The sequence below is a fragment of the Pseudoalteromonas sp. S2721 genome, assembly GCF_005887425.1.
GTDB classification, from domain to species: Bacteria; Pseudomonadota; Gammaproteobacteria; order Enterobacterales; family Alteromonadaceae; genus Pseudoalteromonas; species Pseudoalteromonas simplex.
The window spans coordinates 54163-72320 of sequence record NZ_PNCZ01000007.1; the positions used below are offsets into that span (position 1 = coordinate 54163).

The 18158-nt window shown below is 41.0% G+C and carries 20 protein-coding genes; 15 read left to right on the top strand and 5 right to left on the bottom strand.

Annotated features, from left to right (window positions below; all coding sequences use genetic code 11):
* Position 1: 1 nt before the first annotated feature.
* Positions 2 to 1459, bottom strand: coding sequence for a HAMP domain-containing sensor histidine kinase (locus CWC02_RS03050; RefSeq protein ID WP_138616372.1), 1458 nt, complete (start codon positions 1457 to 1459; stop codon positions 2 to 4).
* A gap of 312 nt (positions 1460 to 1771) precedes the next feature.
* Between CWC02_RS03050 and CWC02_RS03055 the strand changes: the two genes are divergently transcribed.
* The 5 genes from CWC02_RS03055 (at position 1772) to CWC02_RS03075 (ending at position 4539) form a co-directional block, all read left to right on the top strand.
* Positions 1772 to 1999, top strand: coding sequence for an EF-hand domain-containing protein (locus CWC02_RS03055; protein ID WP_054551190.1), 228 nt, complete (start codon positions 1772 to 1774; stop codon positions 1997 to 1999).
* Between the two features lie 9 nt (positions 2000 to 2008).
* Positions 2009 to 2236, top strand: a complete 228-nt coding sequence (locus CWC02_RS03060) for a PLC family EF-hand domain-containing protein (RefSeq protein WP_138599601.1) — start codon at positions 2009 to 2011, stop codon at positions 2234 to 2236.
* A gap of 98 nt (positions 2237 to 2334) precedes the next feature.
* Positions 2335 to 2568 (top strand): EF-hand domain-containing protein, encoded by a 234-nt coding sequence (locus CWC02_RS03065; RefSeq protein WP_054551188.1) that lies wholly within the window; start codon positions 2335 to 2337, stop codon positions 2566 to 2568.
* A 4-nt stretch (positions 2569 to 2572) separates the two neighbouring features.
* Entirely contained in the window at positions 2573 to 2806 is a 234-nt protein-coding gene (locus CWC02_RS03070; RefSeq protein ID WP_138616374.1) for an EF-hand domain-containing protein, read from the top strand.
* A gap of 92 nt (positions 2807 to 2898) precedes the next feature.
* Entirely contained in the window at positions 2899 to 4539 is a 1641-nt protein-coding gene (locus CWC02_RS03075; protein WP_138616376.1) for an amidohydrolase, read from the top strand.
* A gap of 2 nt (positions 4540 to 4541) precedes the next feature.
* Here the strand turns inward: CWC02_RS03075 and CWC02_RS03080 are convergent, their stop codons facing one another.
* Positions 4542 to 4772, bottom strand: a complete 231-nt coding sequence (locus CWC02_RS03080; protein ID WP_054551185.1) for a YgjV family protein — start codon at positions 4770 to 4772, stop codon at positions 4542 to 4544.
* Positions 4773 to 5040: 268 nt separating this feature from the next.
* Here CWC02_RS03080 and CWC02_RS03085 point away from each other — a divergent pair, with 268 nt between their 5' ends.
* Complete coding sequence (locus CWC02_RS03085; RefSeq protein WP_054551184.1) at positions 5041 to 5697, top strand: Crp/Fnr family transcriptional regulator; 657 nt, start codon at positions 5041 to 5043, stop codon at positions 5695 to 5697.
* Between the two features lie 37 nt (positions 5698 to 5734).
* Here CWC02_RS03085 and CWC02_RS03090 read toward each other — a convergent pair whose 3' ends face one another.
* Complete coding sequence (locus CWC02_RS03090) at positions 5735 to 6301, bottom strand: phosphoribosyltransferase (RefSeq protein WP_138616378.1); 567 nt, start codon at positions 6299 to 6301, stop codon at positions 5735 to 5737.
* Between the two features lie 209 nt (positions 6302 to 6510).
* Positions 6511 to 7806: an aminopeptidase PepB gene (gene pepB, locus CWC02_RS03095; protein WP_054551182.1), complete on the bottom strand. Its 1296-nt coding sequence runs from the start codon at positions 7804 to 7806 to the stop codon at positions 6511 to 6513.
* Positions 7807 to 7955: 149 nt separating this feature from the next.
* On the opposite strand from pepB, the gene sfsA reads away from it, so the two are divergent.
* The gene (gene sfsA, locus CWC02_RS03100; RefSeq protein WP_138616380.1) at positions 7956 to 8675 is read left to right on the top strand and encodes a DNA/RNA nuclease SfsA; all 720 of its coding nucleotides are present in this window, start codon (positions 7956 to 7958) and stop codon (positions 8673 to 8675) included.
* On the opposite strand, the gene CWC02_RS03105 is transcribed toward sfsA, so the two are convergent.
* Complete coding sequence (locus tag CWC02_RS03105; RefSeq protein WP_138616382.1) at positions 8665 to 11208, bottom strand: penicillin acylase family protein; 2544 nt, start codon at positions 11206 to 11208, stop codon at positions 8665 to 8667. The two genes, sfsA and CWC02_RS03105, sit on opposite strands and share 11 nt — an antisense overlap.
* Positions 11209 to 11355: 147 nt before the next feature.
* Here CWC02_RS03105 and CWC02_RS03110 point away from each other — a divergent pair, with 147 nt between their 5' ends.
* The 8 genes from CWC02_RS03110 (at position 11356) to CWC02_RS03145 (ending at position 18009) form a co-directional block, all read left to right on the top strand.
* The gene (locus tag CWC02_RS03110; protein ID WP_138616383.1) at positions 11356 to 12345 is read left to right on the top strand and encodes an AraC family transcriptional regulator; all 990 of its coding nucleotides are present in this window, start codon (positions 11356 to 11358) and stop codon (positions 12343 to 12345) included.
* Positions 12346 to 12557: 212 nt separating this feature from the next.
* On the top strand, positions 12558 to 13001 hold the full coding sequence (gene dksA / locus CWC02_RS03115) for an RNA polymerase-binding protein DksA (protein WP_054551179.1): 444 nt from the start codon (positions 12558 to 12560) through the stop codon (positions 12999 to 13001).
* Positions 13002 to 13021: 20 nt separating this feature from the next.
* Positions 13022 to 13966, top strand: a complete 945-nt coding sequence (gene gluQRS / locus CWC02_RS03120; protein WP_138616385.1) for a tRNA glutamyl-Q(34) synthetase GluQRS — start codon at positions 13022 to 13024, stop codon at positions 13964 to 13966.
* A gap of 292 nt (positions 13967 to 14258) precedes the next feature.
* The gene (gene pcnB, locus CWC02_RS03125) at positions 14259 to 15545 is read left to right on the top strand and encodes a polynucleotide adenylyltransferase PcnB (RefSeq protein ID WP_235373295.1); all 1287 of its coding nucleotides are present in this window, start codon (positions 14259 to 14261) and stop codon (positions 15543 to 15545) included.
* Between the two features lie 2 nt (positions 15546 to 15547).
* Complete coding sequence (gene folK, locus CWC02_RS03130) at positions 15548 to 16036, top strand: 2-amino-4-hydroxy-6-hydroxymethyldihydropteridine diphosphokinase (RefSeq protein WP_054551177.1); 489 nt, start codon at positions 15548 to 15550, stop codon at positions 16034 to 16036.
* A gap of 29 nt (positions 16037 to 16065) precedes the next feature.
* Positions 16066 to 16860 (top strand): 3-methyl-2-oxobutanoate hydroxymethyltransferase, encoded by a 795-nt coding sequence (gene panB, locus CWC02_RS03135; RefSeq protein WP_054551176.1) that lies wholly within the window; start codon positions 16066 to 16068, stop codon positions 16858 to 16860.
* Positions 16861 to 17712: a pantoate--beta-alanine ligase gene (gene panC, locus CWC02_RS03140; protein ID WP_138616387.1), complete on the top strand. Its 852-nt coding sequence runs from the start codon at positions 16861 to 16863 to the stop codon at positions 17710 to 17712.
* 96 nt (positions 17713 to 17808) lie between these two features.
* Positions 17809 to 18009 (top strand): hypothetical protein, encoded by a 201-nt coding sequence (locus CWC02_RS03145; RefSeq protein ID WP_370625252.1) that lies wholly within the window; start codon positions 17809 to 17811, stop codon positions 18007 to 18009.
* The last annotated feature ends 149 nt before the right edge of the window (positions 18010 to 18158 follow it).

Below are 18158 nucleotides of genomic sequence, written 5' to 3' on the forward strand. Positions count from 1 at the left end.
ATCAGTTAACTCCTTGGGTTAATTGAATTGGTAAAATGGCTGTAAATACACATCCTTGCGGCTCATTATCAGTAATAGAGAGCTTACCGTTTAATTGTTCAACGGTTTCTTTAACTATGGTTAAACCAAGCCCGCTGCCCATTTCAGTATGTTGTTTTGCATTCTTACCTTGGTAAAAAGCCCCAAACACAGCGGCTTTTTCTGTATCCTCTATCCCTACCCCTAAGTCGCTGACACTCAAAATTAACTGTCCCTGCTTTAAGCTTGCTTTTATTGTCACTGACTCATGTTCTGGCGAAAACTTTAGCGCATTTGAAGTCAGCTGAATGAGCACCATTTCAAGTAGCTCAATTGAGATAAACAAGGCTTTATTTGGTAACTCGTTCACCCACACAATGGATAAGTCACGCGCTGATAATCGGTGCTCAAAATGACGCTCAATTTTATTCATCATCAAGTTAAAATTAAGCTCGCTTAGGCTTTGCTTACTCGTGCGAATGGCGTTGTAACTCAATAAGCTTTCAATCATGGCTCTGAGTCGCACCATACTTTGCGTTATTAGCTCAAGAACGGCTTGTTGCTCGCTATTGATAGGACCAACAATTTCATCTGCGAGTAAGTCTGTGCCTTCAACCATCGAAGCTAGGGGCGTTTTTAATTCATGTGTCACATGGCGTAAAAACGTATCTTTTTGCTGCTCAAGCATATGTAACTGCGCTTGAACCCACTCTAATTTATTACCTAATTCAACTAACTCTGACGAGCCGCGAACTTGAATTTTTTGCTGCCAGTGACCTTGTCCAAGTTTATCAATCACATGTGTGAGTTCTCTGAGCCGCCCGCTGATCCGCCAAAGAAAGCCGCCCCCGACCAATAACGTGAGTGGAATTAACGCAACTAACCAATTAATAAATGAAGCTTGAAGTGCTTTTAATTGCTGCTGATTTTTTGTGATGCGCAATTCATTTTGCTCTTTGAGCCAATTTGTTTGCTCACTGATAAGCTTACTAGCGGGTGCAAACAGCTCACCATCTTGCTTTTGTTCTATTAATAAATGCTGATGCGCAAATTGTAATACCTCAGCCAATTGCCGCCACTGCGAGACATAATCAGCGGTTGGGCTTAAGAAAATGAGCTCATCAACACTTTGCAATGACGATTGCCACTTGTTGGCAATCAAGCTATCGAGGGATTCACTTTTAAGCACCCAGTTTTGTCGAGTTGCCCTTTCTAGGCTGTTTAAGTCTTGTTTGAGGTTATTAAATGCTTTAGTTATCTCGTAATTGTCACCAACGATTTCTTGAGTCACCGCAAGCTGCTTATTAAGCGCATTTAAAAATAAAATCACCACCAAAGATAACGGTAGTAAAGACAGCAAAATGCTACAAACAAACTGGCCAATAAGACTAGGTCGCCAATTGAGTAACTGTTTTATTTTTATCGCTACTTTATTTTGCATATTCACTCTCAACATAATTGCAGATGCTGATTATTAGTGAACAAACTTAGACACTCGCTGAATCCGACCTTAAAAAGTACTGATTTCCCCCCAAAAACCGATACAAAGTTGCTATTTGGCAACAAACTAACTCATTGAAATAAAATAGATAAACTTTTAACACCTGAAAATCGTTGCAAAAAAGACACAACACCCTGTAACTATTTCGCATTCAAAACCACACAAAAACCATAACCACCTGATAATTAATAACTTTTAATATTGGCACTGATTTTGATTAGTACTAAGCAAATTAGTTATTTAGGACACAAAATGAAAGTAACGGCCCCGGTAGCCACCCTGCTTATAAGTCTGTTCTCAGTTCATAGTTACGCACTTGATTTGCAGACAACATTTAATGAGCTAGATAAAGACAGCAATGGTTTTTTGAGTGAGGCAGAAGCATCTGAAGATGCCTTGTTGCACGGCAACTTTACGCAAATTGATAGTAATCAAAATGGCCAAATTTCATTTTCTGAGTTTCAGTCGTTTATTCAATAGGAGATTGTAATGAAACAACTTTTAGCTGCATTCTCGCTGATGTTTTTAGTTATCAGCGCCACCGTTTTAGCATCACAAATGGATGTTAGATTTGCTCAATTTGATACAAATGCCGATGGCGAGATTTCATTAACTGAAGCAACCAAACACGATAACTTACTTAAGCAATTTGCCGATCTGGATGAAAACGGCGATCAGGTTTTGTCTGAACAAGAGTTTGAAAAATTCAAACCTTAACGGCTTAAAGTGCTTGCCATAATCCCAGAGGGAATGTGTAAACGGATTTAAATTTTGGGAGTTAAATTATGGCAAGCACTTTTATTTAGGAGGCAATTATGAGAATTTTCTGGCTTGCTCCATGCACCTTAATTACTATAAGCTTCAATAGCTTAGCATTGGACGTAAAACAACGCTTTGATCACCTAGATAAAGATAAAAATGGCTTTTTATCTGAGCAGGAACTGTCATCGCAACCGCACTTGCAAAAACGCATAGCGCAGTGGGATACAGATAAAGATCAACAAATCTCGCTCCTTGAGTTTAAACACTATTTAACAAACAAGAGTTAAAGTAATGTCAAAATTAACCTTTGCCAGCCTAGTTTTAAGTTGTGCATTTAGCACAATGAGTTTTGCTGCAGATAGTATTGGTGAAAAATTTAAACAACTTGATCGTAATGACGATGGTTACCTGACTCGCTCAGAGTCTGCGAGAGACCCAGCTCTGTGGTCGCGATTTAAAAATTACGACAGTGATAAAGATAATAAATTATCCCTCAATGAGTTTAAGATTTATGCGAGCAAATAAAGAGTTATAGTTAACTATTAATCTCTGCTGAGTTGCAGTTTACTGCAACTCTGATACTGTTTTCATAAATCAATAAAAACTATTAGAAGATTATGAAACTCATCATCAGCTTACTCGCAACAGCTTCACTTAGCTGTTTTGCCAACACCACTGTTATTTATAATGTAAATGGCTATACGCCTACCTATAAAGGCGAAACCCAACACTTTTCTGCACTAGTTTTTAAAGACGGTAAAGTCATAAAAACGGGCAATGATTCAATTAAAAATAGCTTCCCTGACGCCACCACAATTGATGGCAAGCAAGCCACATTGTTACCTGGCTTAGTCGATGCTCATGGCCATGTTATTGGTTTAGGTAATAATCTTTCACAACTTGATGTAAGGAATACGCGCTCGGCAGATGAGGTTGGCAAAATGCTGGCTGAATTTGCCAAAGATAAACAAAGTTGGATCATTGGTCGCGGTTGGAACCAAGAGCAATGGCCTGGCGGTGAGTTTCCAACTGCAGCTGATTTAGACAAATACGTAAAAGACAAACCTGTGGTGCTTTCTCGCGTTGATGGTCATGCTGTGTGGGTTAACTCAAAAGCCATGGAACTTGCAGGTATTGCCAAACAAACTCCCTCTCCTGCTGGCGGTGAAATTTTAAAGCTAGATTCTGGCTTACCTTCAGGGGTATTCATTGATAAAGCCGAAACGCTTATTACTCAGCATATACCAAAAGTAAGCCATGCCAGCATAAATACAGCATTAGATAATGCAGGTAAACATCTACTAAGTTTAGGCATCACATCAACCCATGATGCCGGTATCGATTACGACACGTGGCAAGTGTACAAGCAGCGCTCTGAGCAAAGTACTCTTCCTGTCAGAATCGTAGCCATGCTAAGTGCTGCCGATCCTCAATTAGAAACCATGCTCAAAGCGGGCAAATATAAAGACATGAATGACATGCTGTCGATTCGCAGTGTCAAAGTATATGCAGATGGTGCTTTAGGCAGTCGAGGCGCAGCCCTCATTGAAGAGTACGCTGATCGTAAAAATCATCATGGCTTAATGCTTGAAACTCAAGAAAAGCTTGAGCAGCTATTTAACCTAAGCTTTTCCCATGGCTTTAGTGCAAACACTCATGCAATTGGTGATAAAGCCAATCATGTAGTACTCGATGCCTATGAAAATGTATTTAAAAAAACCGGTGGTATTTTACTTCGTAACCGAATTGAACATGCACAAATCGTGACTCCTGAAGATATTCCTCGCTTCAAAACATTAAAAATTATTCCATCAATGCAGCCTGTTCATGCAACCTCTGATATGCATATGGCTGAGCAGCGCCTGACTGAAAAACAACTTGAAGGGGCGTATGCTTGGAAAACCTTTTTAGCACAAGGCTCAGTGATTGCAGCGGGTTCTGACTTTCCAGTGGAGCTTGCTAACCCATTTGATGGTTTATATTCGGCCATCACCCGAATGGATCATAATCAATTACCAGAAGGCGGCTGGCGACCACAAGAGCTGCTATCGCGTGATGAAGCTTTGCGTGCATTTACTTTAGGTGGTGCTTATGCTGCACATCAAGAGTTTAAGTTAGGCAGTTTAGAGCAAGGTAAATGGGCTGACTTTATTTTGATTGATAAAGACTATTACAAAGCGCCAATCTCAGAGATCCACGATATAAATGTGACGCAAACTTGGATTGCGGGCGAGCTGAAATATAAAAAAGAGGAATAATATTACTCGGCGTCAGCTTTTTGCTGACGCTTTAATTTAACGATGTGGTAAATATTCACAAACGCCAGTAAGCCATTAGTGAAGGCAACGGGCACGGCTCCTATTGCTAATCCGTAGAAGGTAAATGCAATACACCCTGCTAAGTTAAGCCAACGTAGTTTTACTACATCGCTCATTGTCAAAGAAGCAACCAACAGTGCTGACGCTAAATAGCCTAAATATTCCCAACTCAATTGTTCTCTCCTAGGCTTTAGGTTAGCATTGGAGCTTGTCATTTTTTTTGACGCACTCTGTGCTATTTTGACAATAAAATAAAAAAGCTAACTTACTAAAAACCTTGTAAAGCTTAAGAATAACCTTGGCTTTAAAATCATTACACGGGAAATGAAGGTATCAGTAACGTGAAACACCTTACTAGCAAGTTAGCGTAAATTCTTAGAATCTTAATGCTAACGTCATTAAGATGTAATAAATAGGACAATTGTCCGAAGAGCGGCGTTAATGTTTCAATATCATTTTTCAAGCTATCTTGTTGACCAATTACTGACATTTGCTGGCAGCAGTTTTCAACAAGCTAAAAAAGAGGTGCTGATCCACCAAGATCAACCCTTGTCAAAACTCGTATTAGTGAGAAGCGGCACAGTGTCGTTCAGCTATGACGTGGGTAATGGCCGACGCCTTCTTTTAGGCCAGCTTGATTGTAACAACACACTGATAGGTGAAATTGAAGCTCTGAATAACTATCCGTGTATTTATACAGTTACGTGCTTTAGCGATGTAAGCTATAACCTAATAGAGCTCAAGCATTGGCGCGCACTACTGTTAGAAAAGCCAGAGTTAAGCTTGTACACAGCGCAAACAATTGCCGCTAAATTCCAAGAAAACCAAAAAATAAACTTAGATAAGCTGCTATTACCACTTAGCTACAACATAGCTAAAGATTGCTTATTAAGAGCTGAAAACAGCAACCCAACGTTACTGCGTGCCTACCCTACCGTAAATGCTGAAGCTGAGCGCTTTGCTACCACCGAAAGAGCATATAGACGCGTCGTTACAGAGTTAGTTGAAAAAGGCTTAGTGCAGCGAAGTAATCAAGGTTTACAAGTAGTAGATATCGACAAGCTTAGTGATTACGTCGATAGTTTTGCGCAGTTATAAGTGTAGGACACACTCATAACTGCAAGGGTATTCAAACTTACTTTTCTAAAAGTAAATCATGAATATTAGCTAAATCTGACTTACCTTCGATAATTTCGTCTGGCGTTAGGCCTGAAAGCTCATGAGGGAACACAAGCCACTCTTCAGACTCATGAATGAAGTAATCTGGCACCATGTCTACTTTTGAGTTCTTCGGCTTGTAGTATGGGCAAGCAACGCGAATATCACGTGGTAGGTTTAAACGCATTAACTCCGAAAGCTTTTCCTTTAATGCAAAAATACTGCGGCCAGAATCGAACACGTCATCAACGATTAGTAATGAGTTATCTGCATTGGCATTTTCAATGATGTAATGCAAACCGTGAACTTTAATTTCTTTAGATTGCTGGTTAATACCGTAATACGAAGAAGTACGCACTGCGATATGGTCAGTTTCGATGCCTTTATAATCGTAATATTCTTGAACTGCGATACCAATTGGAGCACCACCACGCCAAATACCAATGATGAAATCAGGACGGAAACCATCTTCATAAACTTGTGCCGCAACACGAAATGAATCTTCAAGAAGCTGCTGCGCAGTGATATAGCACTTATCTGACATAAATAGAGACCCCAGTGTGAAATGATCATTCTAGTGTAGCTAATTTAATAAAAACTAACCACAGGATGAGAAAATGTGGGGCGGGATTTTATACTAATTTACTCAAAAAAGCTTGTATCAGTTTGTAAAATTCCCCTTTAGATCAAAAAAGCCCCTTAACTTAGATAAAGTTAAGGGGCTTTTAATTAGCTACAGAAAAAGTAAATTGCTTACGCTTTTTCTAGTAAAGTTCTTGCAACGGTACGCATACCTTGTGTTGTTGCGCCTGCAGCCCACTCGCTTGTGCTACCCATGTTAAATGCAGCAGCAAGGTCAATGTGCACCCAACCTTTGCCTTCATTTGGTACAAAGCGTGATAAGAAACCAGCCGCATTAGAAGCACCACCGTAACCACCACCTTTTTGAGGACGGCTATTTGCGGTATCTGCATATGGCGACGGGCAATTTTGTTGATGCCATTTTTCAAGTGGTAATGGCCATGCAGCTTCCATTTCTTGCTCTGCAAAGTCTTGTACGTCACGTACAAGCTCTTTATCAAGACCGAACAATGCATTGTACTCTTGACCAACAGCAACAAGCGCAGCGCCTGTTAGTGTTGCCGCATCAATGATTAATGGCGCGCCAGACTCACCTGCAGCCATTAAGCCATCAGCTAGGACTAAACGGCCTTCAGCATCGGTATTAACGATTTCAACTGTAGTGCCATTTTTATACGTTAAGATATCACCAAGTTTGTAGGCATGACCTGAAATTAAGTTTTCAGCACAACATAAGAACAATTTAATACGTTTGTTGATACCACGGCTAATAGCAAGTGCTAAGCCTGCAGTTACTGTAGCAGCACCGCCCATGTCGCACTTCATGCCTAACATGCCTTCACTTGCTTTGATTGAGTAACCACCTGAATCAAAGGTAATGCCTTTACCAACTAAAGCGGCAGCAACAGGTGCGTTCTCGTCGCCCGTTGGGTTGTAATCTAATGCCAATAATACCGGTGGACGCTCACTACCACGGCCTACCGCGTGAATACCAATCCATTGTTGCTCTAATAAAGCATCGCCTTTAATGATTTGGTAGCTTACGTGCTCAGGCGCTAATGACTGAATAAACTCAGCAGCTTTACCAGCAAGGCTCTCTGGGAAAATATCATCCGCAGTGCCATTGATCATTTGACGAGCCCACGTCGCAGCTTGCTTTAACGAAGTCAGCTCTTTGCTGTCTGTTTTTGCATTTTCAACAAACTCAATTGCGTCTAAATTCTTTGGTGATACAAAACCTTGATAAAAAGCCCACTGTGTTTCTGTGCACCAAACATCGCCAACTAAAGCAATATTTTTTAAGCCTTGATTAGCTAACGTACGTGCTGCTTTTTGTACGTTTTTAAGTGTATCTTGCTCAGTTAAATGAACAGTTGCGCCTTGTTCAGTAAAAGAAAGAGCGGCTTTTTCGCCCCAATGTGCGGCAGCGCCCTGCTCGCTAAGTTGAACTAGAAATTTTTCTGACATGTTAGAATACTCTTTGCGCTAAAAATGTTGATTGAGTTTACTACAGCCAACGTCAGTTCCCAACAGCTTGCGATAAATAGCGTTATGAAGTGTGGTTTAATCCGCGTAATGAATCACTTACAATAAAGAAAAACCAATCAGGTAGAGTCATGAAGTTTACTCCTGCATTACAATCAGCCACCTTAATTAAGCGCTACAAGCGCTTTTTAGCCGACTTAAAAACTGCCGATGGCGCAGAGTTTACAGCTCACTGTGCTAATACAGGCAAAATGACGGGCTGCGCAGAGCCTGGGTTTAAGGCTTTTTATTCAACCAGTGATAATGCTAAACGTAAGTACCCTCAATCCTTGCAATTAACTCAGAACCAATTCGACCACTTAATTTGTGTTAATACCGCTATTGCAAACCAGGTTGTGCTAGAAGCTTTAAATACAGGCGCGATTGCTGAACTTGTTGACTATCAAACCATTGCTGCAGAAGTAAAATACGGCCAAGAAAATAGCCGTATCGACTTTTTACTAACAGATGAACATAAACCCCATTGCTATGTAGAAGTAAAATCTGTGACATTACTTTCACAAACAGAACCACACTCCGGACAAGGGTATTTTCCGGATGCAAAAACTGAACGTGGCCAAAAACATGTCAGGGAATTAGTAGAAATGGTACAGCAAGGGCATCGTGCCGTTCTGCTTTTTGCAATTTTACACGACGGTATCAATCAAGTAAGTGCAGCAGAACATATCGATCCGAAATATGCCCAGCTTTTGACTGAAGCTATAAAAAAAGGGGTTGAAGTGATTGCTTATAAAGCAGAAATTTCAGCCAGCCAGATCAGACTGGCTGAAAAAGTACCTTTTATTGCTTAGTCATTGACAGGTCGACTTCATCAATCAGGTTAAGCTCAATATCTTCATCTTTAAAAAGTAAAGGTCTAAGTTTAGCCGACTGAGAATAATAGCGACTTTGATCATCAAAATGTTCTGAATGTGAGTCTGAACTTTGTGACATAGTTAACAAACCTTTTGCCTCAGGGCCATTTTCTGTAAAGTTCATTACAAACATCCAACTAGAGCCATAATTAACAGGGTATCCCTGCGGCGTTAAGTTTGATGCAAGAGGTTTACCCGTCACAGCATCATTTAGAACAGCATAATCCGTGTAAGGGATTAGTGTTGAACGCGTTAAGTTACTGCGATCATATCTGAACACGTTAAACCCACCTTCCACATGCATAGGACCAGCCCAAGGTAGCTTTTCACCTGAGCCACTGCCACCGGCAAGTGATTTTTCGACAAACTGTAATTCATCTAAGCGACTATCCAGTGCAACATTATTTGCTTGTAAATTATAAACAGCATGTGCCAATGCAGTTAAAGCAACTTTATCTTTGCGTAATGTATTTGGCGTATTAGCAGGGTTAGTCACATCAAAATTGTCATAAAGATGCTCTTTTGCGTTAAATAAGTGCGCAAACTCGCGAAATAAAGCAGCACCTTGCGTATCTAAGTTCATTTTACCATCGGCATTAGCTAATAAATCACATGCTTGGCTGATATCAACTTGCGTACCGTTACTTAATTCAATTGGTAAGTCCCCTTGTGCAAAACATTGTAATGCCAGCTCTTCAAACACTAAACTCTCAAGGTAAAAGTGATTACCAACTAATGCCTGCTCTAACTCATCCAAGGTAAATTTAGCATCTTCGCCTCCTCCTTGCTGAAGAAGCTTCAATCCCATTCTTGTTCTTAGTGATAGGGGTTTATGCACATCACCATATTGAGCCGCAAAGCCGATGAGTGGCTCGTTAAGATTAGTAACCCAATAGCTGTCATTAGAATTTTGTACATAATCTGTGCGTGTTAATTGCGGCGCTTCGTTAAATGGTACTTTGCCTTGGCTTTCAAATAGCTTCATATTGCCAGGAACAATGTCAAAGCCGACGGACTCTCTCAAAGCAACAAGCTCTGGTTGTAATCGAATGGCTAAGTTCGCTTGATCGTCAAGCTTTAAAACCGTGCTATCGTCAACATAAAAGACATTACCTTCTTTGTCTGCTGCCATGGTGTTATTGAAAGACACACCATCAAACTCAGCAAAGGCTGCTTTCATATCTTCAAGGCTTACAGCTTGGTTTAAAGCCGACCACTGAGCAACGACATCCATATTAAATTCGTTAGCATCTTTTATCGTAAATGCTTGAGTATCACTCCAACCTAAGCCATTTTCTACAGGTGTTTCGAGCATTAATCCATGATGGCTATAATAAAAGGGCTTGCTCAACTCAATTGTGCTGCCAGCACCAGTAGCCACTTCAACAGTAACGACTTTTTCAGTAATTGAGTACTGCTCATCTTCAACACTATAACTCATTCTATCATTTTCATTTAAAGCCAATTGATAAATTAAAAAGTGACGCGCAGTCGAAAAAGTATGCGTCCAAGCTACATGCTCATTAAAGCCAATATTAATAACGCCCGGCATTCCCTGAAGGCTCCCCCCCATTACATCCATAGCACCAGGTATGGTCAAATGAGACTGCCAAAACCGCAAATTTCCCTCATAAGGAAAGTGTGGATTAGCGAGTAATCCTCCTTTGCCATTGGCCATCATGTCTTTACCTAGGCCCCAACCGTTTGAACCCAAATGTTTATATTTTTTTTCAAGTTTAAATTGCGCAGCTTGCTGAGCAATGTTGTTAGTGATACTAGAAACAGCTGAAGGAGCACCGCTCATTGGTACAGGTAAATATTCATTGCTATCCCCAGGGTTGGCAAAAAAAGCTAACTCTAAAAAATTAGCTGAACTGGCTAACTGCACGGTAGCCATTGAATAGGCAAGCATATCTTGTGCTGTTAGTTGAGTAACCCAAGGTTGCGATGCACACTCTGGAGCAAGGTTTTCAACACCGGTGTCTGTTACGTATTTATTAAACCCCTGTACAAACCCCTCGTAGTGGGCGCGACTGTCTTCATTGAGTTCATCATAATGTTGCAGTGCGTACTCATTCACTCCTAATGCTTTATAACCAAAGTCTGATATTAAGTGCTGTGAATCTCCACTTCCAGCAACCTTATCTGGGCCATAGTATTTTGAGCGTTCGCCTCGCACTTTAATAATTTGGTCCATTAATAAGCAAGCATGATCTTTTGCATATGCAAACCCTGCTCCAAACGCCAAACTCTCTAAATTAGCTGCTGTGATATGGGGTACACCATAGGTTGTCCATCGCACATTCGCTTGTAACGTATTGCCTTCGGAAAATGCAGGAATATCTACTTTTACAACTGGATCTGGGTCAGGGGTAACAACGGGAGCTGTGGTGTCATTGTTATCTTTATCTGAATTACAGCCGACGAGCAAAGCCGCAGCAATACCGATTAGCAGGGGATTGAGTTTCATTGTGGATCCTTATTATGATTGTATGTCCACCCCCCAGCTTGCCTTAAATAGTAGGCTAAATCTTGACCTTTCACGCAAAAAATTGACTTTGCGCGCCAACTAATGCAGCGTTACTTCTATTAAAATAATAATAACTATGAATGACCTATGTTTTATATCAGTTGCCAGATAATTCGCTCACTTGTATTTTTTTTAGAACGCCAAGGCATGTGTAGCAAACAAATTGAAGCTTTGCTCGGTGAACGACTGAAAGATTTGGACGATGTAAGCGCCCGCTTTCCTATCGCTGACTATGAGTCACTCATGCACTATGGCGATAAAATATTACAACAAGAGCATATTGGGCTGGAGTTTGGCAACTCTTTAAAAGCACAAAATTGGGGGCTACTAGGTCATGTTGCATTAGTGAGTAAAAACTTAGAAAAAGCACTGGAGCATGCACAGAGATTAAGCAAAACAATACGAAATATTGGTCACATTGAACTCGTTTCTGAAGACGAGTTTTGTCGTCTAAGCTGGCATGCTCAAAGTAACATACAGCATTACATGGTAGATGAATTATTTAGCAGTTGGCTTTCATTTGCTAAGCACTGTTGTCACAATCATGCCGATGTTAGCCTTGAAAAAGTACAGTTGACTAGACCCACCCCAACCCCAGAAAGTTTAACTGTTTATAAACAGGTTTTTAATTGCCCTATTGAGTTTTCAGCTAACTCAAACTCTCTTATTTTTAGTAAATCGATTCTTAAATGTCGATTGCAATCTCCTAACCCCGAGCTTGAAAACATTTTATTATCTCAAGTCGATACAGCTGTATCACAGCATGATTATGCCTCGCAGTTAGTTAATTTCATTAATACCCAATTGCCTCATATACCCACCCTTGATCAAGCATCAATTAAACTCAACATTAAAAAACGCACTTTACAACGCCACCTTTCAAATCAACAACTTAGTTTTTCAAAACTCATTGATCAGCAACGAAAACTGCTTGCAAAAGAGATGCTGCTAAAAGGCCTATCTGCACTGGAAATTAGCAACAAGTTAGGCTTTTCTGAACAAAGCGCTCTACAACGCGCCTTTAAGCGTTGGTACAAAACCACGCCAAAAAAGTTTTTAGCTTTATATACTATTTAAGTTGTATTATTTTTTTTTGCCCATATAACTTAGCAAATTTAGAAAAATGACGAGTAGTTAAGGGCTTACAAAACCGCCCATAATTATTTGAGCAATCATTAGCACAAGGTCAAGAGGATTAATTAAAAATAAATTTGCCTCAATCTAATGATTCTGCTATTTATAGCCGCCGGCTAACGCTGGGCAAAATATTAAGGATTTAGGAGAAAGTTATGCCAGACCAAAAAAGACTAGGGTTATTGGCTCAGGCCGGGTTGGAACCATACCAAGAACAGCCAGGTGAAGAGTACATGAATGAAGCACAACGTGCTCATTTCAAAACAATTTTAGAAGCTTGGCGTAACGATTTACGTAACGAAGTAGACCGTACTAAATCGCATATGCAAGACGAAGCAGCTAACTTTCCGGATCCAGTAGACCGTGCAGCACAAGAAGAAGAATTCTCATTAGAACTTCGTACTCGTGACCGTGAGCGTAAACTGATCAAGAAAATTGAAAAAACGATTCAATTAATCAAAGAAGACGATTTTGGTTTCTGTGAATCATGTGGTATCGAAATTGGTATCCGCCGCCTAGAAGCGCGTCCTACAGCTGATTTATGTGTAGACTGTAAAACGCTTGCGGAAATTAAAGAAAAGCAATCTGGACGCGGTTAATTACATCCTTTAATTAGCCCATGTCTACCACAGCCGTTAACACGCCATTGCGTGAGTATCGTGGCCGCTTTGCGCCATCCCCTTCAGGGCCATTACACTTTGGCTCACTTATAGCGGCTGTGGGTAGCTTCCTTGATGCAAAAGCCAATCAAGGAAAATGGTTAGTACGCATTGAAGATATCGACACAACGCGTGTTGTAAGCGGTGCTAGCGACGATATATTACACACCTTAGAGGCTTACGGCCTGCACTGGGACGAGCCCGTCATATACCAAACCCATCGCCATGAGCAATACCAAGCCATTGTAGACGAATTAATTTCACAAAACCTTGTTTATGCATGCCATTGCACGCGCAAAGAAATTAAAGCAATCGGTGGAATATACCAAGGCCACTGCCAGTATAAAAATCACGCTTTAGCTGACTCGGCACTGCGTTTAACTCAGCAATTTGCAACCAGCCACTACCATGATTTAATTCAAGGTGAAGTGTGTGTTGATAACCAACTTGCCAAAGAAGATTACTTAATAAAGCGCAGCGATGGTTTATTTGCTTACCAACTGGTCGTAGTCGCCGATGATATTGCACAAGGTATTACAAGAGTCGTTCGCGGCGCTGATTTACTCGAGCCGACTGCACGACAACTCAGTTTGTTTAAGCAACTAAATAAACCGGCCCCAGAATACGCCCACCTTCCTTTAGCGGTAGCTAAACCTGGTTTTAAGCTATCAAAGCAAAATTACGCCCCCGCAATAGCAAAATCAAATCCAAAGCCCGCGTTGTTCGATGCCTTGCGTTTTTTAGGTTTAAAGCCAGAAAGTTCACTATTATCGTTAAGTATCGAACAGATGTTAGCTTGGGCTGTTGAAACTTACCGCCTTGAACACATACCAAAGGTGCAAGAAATACAAGTTAGCGAGGATCCTAACTCTCCTTTTTGTAACTTTGTTACTATTGAAAAATAAATTGCCAATTTTAAAGGCCGAGTAACTTAATTTTTCAGCCTTGCTGGTATATGATAGCGACCCAAAGTGTGCGAATCATCAACACCTTAATTTAGCGCCATTTAATACACACTGATTACACGTCAATCTCACATCGGCGAAGTATCAAACAAACGCTATACTTGATGAGTCGCAAAGTCCGCGTCGTAGGAGACAGATTATTATTTCTAAGCTTTTTCAATTTTGTCGGCAGATTATTGGCCCAAATGCCACGACATCAAGTGATGCTTTGCCAACGAGCGAGTTACCTTTGGTGATCGAACGCAGTGAACATGGTATTTCACGCAAACAATTTAGCCCAAATGCAATCAAAGTATTGTACCGCCTTAAAGAAGGTGGTTTTGATGCCTACCTTGTAGGTGGTTGTATTCGAGATATATTGTTAGGCCAACAACCAAAAGACTTCGACGTTGTAACAAACGCAACCCCTGAGCAAATCAAAAAGCTATTTCGTAACTGTCGTCTAATTGGTCGTCGTTTTCGTTTAGCCCATATCGTGTTTGGTCGAGAAATTATTGAAGTGGCGACCATGCGCGGCCATCACGAAGCCGAAGAAAGCAAAAATCAAATTAGCCAATCAAGCGAGCACGGCCAACTCCTGCGCGACAATGTCTATGGCAGCATCGAAGAAGATGCCGAGCGCCGTGACTTTTCGATTAATGCACTTTACTACTCAATTAACGACTTTTGTATTTATGACTATGCCAATGGCATTAGCGCGATAAAAGCAAAACAAATAGAGCTGATTGGCGACCCAGAAACGCGTTACCGTGAAGACCCTGTGCGCATGTTACGCGCAGTGCGTTTTGCCACCAAACTAGGAATGAGCATTGCACCTGGTACCGAAAAGCCAATTAAAGGCCTTGCTAATTTACTCGACCATATTCCGCCAGCTCGTTTGTTTGAAGAATCACTCAAGTTGTTCTTAAACGGCAAAGCAGAAGAAAACTACTTAATGCTTCGCCAGTATGGTTTATTCAAAGCATTATTCCCTGCGCTTGATAAGATCTTAGATGCCAACCCTGAAGGCTTTGAACATACATTTATCCTGCAAATGTTTAAAAACACCGATAAACGTATTAATGCTGATAAAAAAGTCACTCCAGCCTTTATTTTTGCAGCCCTTTTGTGGTTCCCATTACTGAGCATTGCTAAAAAATTACAACAACGCGATCAACTTTCAGAGTACGATGCATTTGCACAAGCGATGAACAAAGTACTGAGTGAAAACGCACAACATGTAGCAGTACCAAAACGCTTCACACTGGGTGCACGCGATATTTGGCATATTCAGCAACGTCTTGATAAACGAGGTGGTCAACGTGCTTATAGGCTGACTCAACAGCCTCGCTTCAAGGCAGCCTATGATTTCTTACTTTTGCGTGTGCAAGCTGGCGAAGAGCAGCAAAAAGAGCTTGCTGATTGGTGGACAACCTATCTAAGCCAAGACATCAACGGCCAAAAAGAGATGGTTAAAAATTTAGGACACCAAGGTGGCCCTAAGCGCCGTCGTCGCCCACGCAAGAAAAAAGTAGACTAAGTATGCATACCGTTTATTTAGGTTTAGGTGCCAATTTAAACGCGCCACGTAAACAAATTCATGCTGCTGTCGCTGCCCTAAAAGCATTAGAAGATGTTGAGTTTGTTTGTGTATCCCATGATTACGCAAGCAAACCCATGGGGCCACAAGATCAACCCGATTATGTAAATGCGGTCGCATGTGTTAAAACTGCACTTATGCCAGAGCAGTTGCTTGATTTAACGCAAGCCATTGAGCTTGAGCATGGCCGTGTTAGAAAAGAACAGCGCTGGGGTCCGCGTACCCTTGATATAGATATTTTATTGTTCGGTAATGACGTAATAGACACCCCTCGCTTAACCGTGCCTCATTATGGCCTAACAGAGCGAGAGTTTGTTGTTTACCCCTTGTTGGAAATTGCACCAACACTTGTACTACCGAATAATCAATCACTTGCTGATATAACAAAAACGTTGCCTTTAAACGATTTACAACAACTCCCTCAGCAGTAATCAACCAAGGCTAAGCCTTAGAGGAAATTATGTCTAAAATCACCGTTTCAACCTTGAATAAAATGAAACAAGAACAACAAAAAATCACCGCATTAACAGCTTACGATGCCAGTTTTGCTAAATTGTTTCATGATAATGGCGTCGAGGTGATTTTAGTTGGTGACTCTTTAGGTATGGTATTGCAAGGTGCTGATGACACATTAGCAGTAACCAACACAGAGATTGCTTATCATACACGCTGCGTACGAGCAGGTAGCCGTGAATTATTTGTAATTGCTGACTTACCCTTTATGACCTATGCCAACCCAACTGATGCCTGTAAAAATGCTGCAGAGCTGATGCGTGCTGGGGCAAACATGATCAAGCTTGAAGGTGGCGAATGGCTGCACGACAGCATTCGTGCGATGACCCAACAAGGTATTCCAGTATGTGGCCACCTAGGCTTAACACCTCAGTCAGTGCATGTATTTGGTGGCTTTAAAATTCAAGGTCGTGAGCAATCTCAAGCCGATAAAATGGTTAGCGATGCGAAAGCACTTGAGGCGGCAGGTGCGCAGTTACTTGTTTTAGAATGTATTCCAAGCGAGCTTGCTAAACGTATTACTGATGAGCTGAACATTCCTACCATTGGTATTGGTGCAGGTAATCAAACTGATGGGCAAATCTTAGTTATGCACGACTTAGTTGGTATTTCAGCAGGCTATATTCCTAAGTTTTCAAAGAATTTTTTATTAGAAACCGGCAATATGCCAGCAGCAGTGCAAAAGTATTGTGAAGATGTAAAAAGTGGTGCTTTCCCAAGTACCGAACACGAGTTTAAATAAATGCAATCAATCACTGAAATCAAATCGTTACGCAGCCAAATCAAAGCTTGGCGTCAAGCAGGCCTGAGCATTGCACTAGTGCCTACTATGGGCAATTTACACCAAGGTCACTTTTCACTGGTTGAAAAAGCCAAAACCTTGGCTGATAAAGTGGTTGTGAGTATCTTTGTGAACCCAATGCAGTTTGGGGCTAACGAAGATCTTGATAGCTACCCACGTACACTTAACGAAGATAAACAAGGTTTAGCTGAACTCGGTACTGATATCGTGTTTACACCATCCGTTGAAACGATTTACCCAAATGGTTTAGGCGAGCAAAGCTTTGTCGATGTGCCGGGTGTTTCTATGGGTTACTGTGGCGGCTCGCGCCCTAGTCACTTCAAAGGCGTCGCAACCGTTGTCACTAAGTTATTTAATTTAGTACAGCCTGATTTTGCCTGTTTTGGCGAAAAAGACTTTCAGCAGCTGCAAGTGATTAAAACCATGACACGCGATTTATCTATCCCTGTAGAGATAATTGGCGTACCTACTTGCCGTGAAATCTCTGGGTTAGCAATGAGCTCTCGTAATGGCTATTTATCTGATGAGCAAAAAGACACTGCAAAAGTACTGTTTGCCACGTTAAATAATACAGCAACAGCACTGAAGCAAGGCAATGCAGACATTGCTACACTTGAGGCTGATGCAAAAGCACAGCTTGAAAGTGCAGGCCTTAAACCTGACTATTATGCGGTAGCAGAGCGCTCAACATTAAAGCCTGCAACAACGGCTGATAAACAACTTGTTATTTTAGCTGCTGCTTATTTGGGCTCAGTACGTTTAATTGACAATTTACAAGTTGAGCTGGATTAAATAGCAATAATCTGGGTAAGATGGATTGCAAAGAAAAGACATAAACTAGGGATAAGCATGAAAAAACTACCTGCAATTGCAGCAACATTATTTGCTATGACATTACTGTCTGCTTGCTCAAATAAAATTGAAAACCCAGAAATGCAACAATGCGCTCAACAAAACTACCAATGCGAGGCAAGCTGTGAACAACAAAGCACTGCTGATGGCTTAGTTCATAAGGTGTGTAGTAACAAGTGCATTGAAGCTTATAATCAATGTAAAGCTAATGCCGAAAAATTAGGTGAAGTTAAATAATACTTACTTTTAGCTCGCTTATTAGGGCACTGAAACCTGTTCGGTGCCTGCACTTCTCTTCTCGATTACAATTTCATTTCCATAATTAAGCCTCTGGTAATTTTGTTCATATTTTTGTTTACCCTTTAATCTATTCATATTAGGGCAAG